Consider the following 2,605-nt stretch of genomic DNA (forward strand, 5'->3'; position numbering starts at 1 on the left):
CTGGTACAACCGGCTGCGGGACGCCTACCTCGCCACGATGGCCGACCTCGGCGTGCACGCGGACATGGAGCCGACGGATTTCCTGGCGGCGATGGACGGCTACAAGGAGCGCGATCCAGAGCTGACGATCGTCGTCTCAGCGATCAAGGCGACGGTCAAGGGCGGCCTGGGAAAGCTGCGTGAGCGCCCGCGGGGCGAGGGCTGGCGGCCCGGTGAGCCGTGGCGGGCGCTGTCCCGCCCGACGTGGCGGCCGGACATCCGCGCGGCGGTCATCTCCCGCACGCGCATCAACCTCCACCGGAAGATCGTCAAGCACGCGGCGTTCACCGGGCAGTATCCGGTCGCGATCCTGTCCGACTGCGTCGTGTACGCGGCTGATGGCACCAGCCCGCTGGACTTTCTGCCCTACCGTGACGGCAAGCCGCTGCCCGGGGGCTTCAAGCTCGGCATCAACCCGGGCCTCGTCAAGCACGAAGGCACCCAGACCGTCCTGTGGGGCGAAGAGGTCCGCGAGCGGTTCAACGCACCGGAGCTGAACCTCGCCCGCTACATCAAGGACGGCACCGTCACCGACGTCGACAACGGCAGGTAGGAGAGGGCGATGAGCCTGTTCGCGGACGGCCTGGATGCCGCGGTGCAGAAGGCGTTCACCCGCCCGGCGCCCAAGAGTGCAGGCGCGCAGATGCGGTACCTGGTCAAGCAGCTCAAAGGCACCAAGGCGGTCGCTCAGATGCTTCGGATCTCCCAGCGCACCGTCGAGCGATACGTGAAGGACCAGATCAAAAAGCCGCGCCCGGACCTCGCCGCACGCCTGGACCGCGAGGTCAAGAAGCGGTGGCAGCCCCAGATCCGCGCCAGGGCACGGCGGAAGGCGGCAACCACCGGCGGCATCGTCATCGACACCCGCGCCCGCATCGGCTACACCGCACCGATCGGCTCCACCGACGACGCTCGCATCCGACACCTGACCGTCGCCCTCCCGCCGCAGTACGCCGCACGTCTCTTCGACGCCCAGCAGGCCGGCGCCAGCGACCAGCAGCTGCAACAGATCGCAGCCGAAGGCCTCAAGGACATGTACTTCCAGGACAACGGCCGCCGTGCCGGCTCCCTGGAAGAGGTCCGCTTCACCGACGTCGAGCACCTGGAATTCGACCTTTAGCCTAAAGGCCGCGCTTTCACTTCTGCCGGGCGAGGCCGTTGAACACGTCGTGGACGGATTAATCGATCGCCCAGCGGGTGACGACGGTGTCGTGCCGGGCGGTGACCATGACGTGGAAGACATCGACCTGGTCCAGATTGAAGCGCCAGCCTTTACTGAAGCCATAGGCAGCGCCCACGGTCACCCACCGGGACGGGATCCGGTCTGTGGGACGGACCATCGCCTTGGCCATGGCCATCGTCTCGCACCCGTTCCCCGGCAAGAGGGCGCGCCTCCAGCAGCTCCTCGATCCTTCTGGCAAGGGCGTGGCGCTGGTCGAATACTGCGGTCAGGGAAGCGGCAAGACTCAGGACGATCAGCGCGGCAGAGTCAGTTCCTGGGAGGACGACGGTCTGCTCATCGACTGCGTCGAAGATGGATTCGACGAACCGTTGAGCCATGCCTGGTGCCCTGGGCCGCAGCAGGGATTCCCAGCGCCTCCTGCCAGCCGTCCGTAATTGAGTGGGTGACTGCCGGGTAGTCCAGGCGAGGCACCAGGGCCCGCTCGAGGGAGGTGTGGATCTGGGTGAGCAGTTCACACAGGCGGTTGTTTGGTGCGGGTGTCCTCGCCGACCAGGTAGTTGTGGAAGTCCACAGCATGTTCAGCTCGGTGGCCTCGTCGTCCGGAGCGTGTGGGGCATGGTGCGGTCGTCCATCATCGAGATGATGACCACTGTCAGAGCCAATCTCGATGCAAGATGCGGCAATGGCCTGCAGCCCGCTCAGCCCACCGCATCGGCCAACACCCCCAGGGCCTCACCCGACGATTCACGCATGCATGCGCGCCGATGACATCGCCACGGTCCCCATCACGTCAGCCGCTGAGCCGGCGTTCAGGGGCCTCCCGGGGACTGCTTCACCCTTCCGCTCTTTGAAAGCCTCGAATGGCCCAGAAGAAGATGCGATAAAGAATTAAGAGCGATCTTTCTGTGTAAATACTGATACATGCCCGCGGGGCGGCCGGATGGTTCGAAACTCGGACTGCCCGACGTAGAAGGCGTGAGAGTCCGCGGGGCAAGAGCGGTAGCTGGGGTTCCGGTGCACCTCACAGGAGTAAAGGAGGAGCGCTCGTTATGCGAGTAGCTACCCGAGCAAAGACAATGTCGAGTCGGGCGCGTTGGGGAGCGCGGTTCATCGGTGCCGGCCTGGCCACGGTCGTGGTATTGGGCGGCGCGGGTAGCCCTGCCTCGGCAGAACAGAGGCAGCCGGGACCGCCGAGCGGTGAGGGTGTACAACCCGTGGAGACCGACACCTCGGTCGTGTGCCCGGCGGACACCGCCTTCGAGTTTAACGGGCCCGTGCCCAGCCCGGGCTCGCCCGATGTATCCCCCCTTCCCGGTGGGGCCCTCACCGTGACCGAACGGACCACCGCCGACGGCCCGGTAACCGACTTCACCGTCACGGGCC

Annotated in this window: 1 protein-coding gene and 3 pseudogenes; 2 read left to right on the plus strand and 2 right to left on the minus strand. The window is 66.2% G+C overall.

All coding sequences use genetic code 11. The annotated features are described in order from the left end of the window. Together AB0N17_RS45980 and AB0N17_RS45985 are read left to right on the plus strand one after the other, a co-directional pair. Positions 1-592 (plus strand): annotated as a pseudogene (locus AB0N17_RS45980) (transcriptional regulator); the annotation flags it as partial. Between the two features lie 9 nt (positions 593-601). Next, positions 602-1,159: an XRE family transcriptional regulator gene (locus AB0N17_RS45985; protein ID WP_366017633.1), complete on the plus strand. Its 558-nt coding sequence runs from the start codon at positions 602-604 to the stop codon at positions 1,157-1,159. A 61-nt stretch (positions 1,160-1,220) separates the two neighbouring features. Here AB0N17_RS45985 and AB0N17_RS45990 read toward each other — a convergent pair. Together AB0N17_RS45990 and AB0N17_RS45995 are read right to left on the minus strand one after the other, a co-directional pair. Continuing rightward, a pseudogene (locus AB0N17_RS45990) lies at positions 1,221-1,403 on the minus strand (IS701 family transposase); the annotation flags it as partial. Positions 1,404-1,416: 13 nt separating this feature from the next. Continuing rightward, positions 1,417-1,747: pseudogene (locus tag AB0N17_RS45995) on the minus strand (IS110 family transposase); the annotation flags it as partial. Positions 1,748-2,605: the final 858 nt, after the last annotated feature.

The organism is Streptomyces sp. NPDC051133 (assembly GCF_040682635.1).
Taxonomy (GTDB): Bacteria; Actinomycetota; Actinomycetes; order Streptomycetales; family Streptomycetaceae; genus Streptomyces.

Bases quoted from the DNA above. Each gene is read 5' to 3' on its own strand.
- AB0N17_RS45985 (WP_366017633.1), top strand. From the start codon at position 602: ATGAGCCTGTTCGCGGACGGCCTGGATGCCGCGGTGCAGAAGGCGTTC.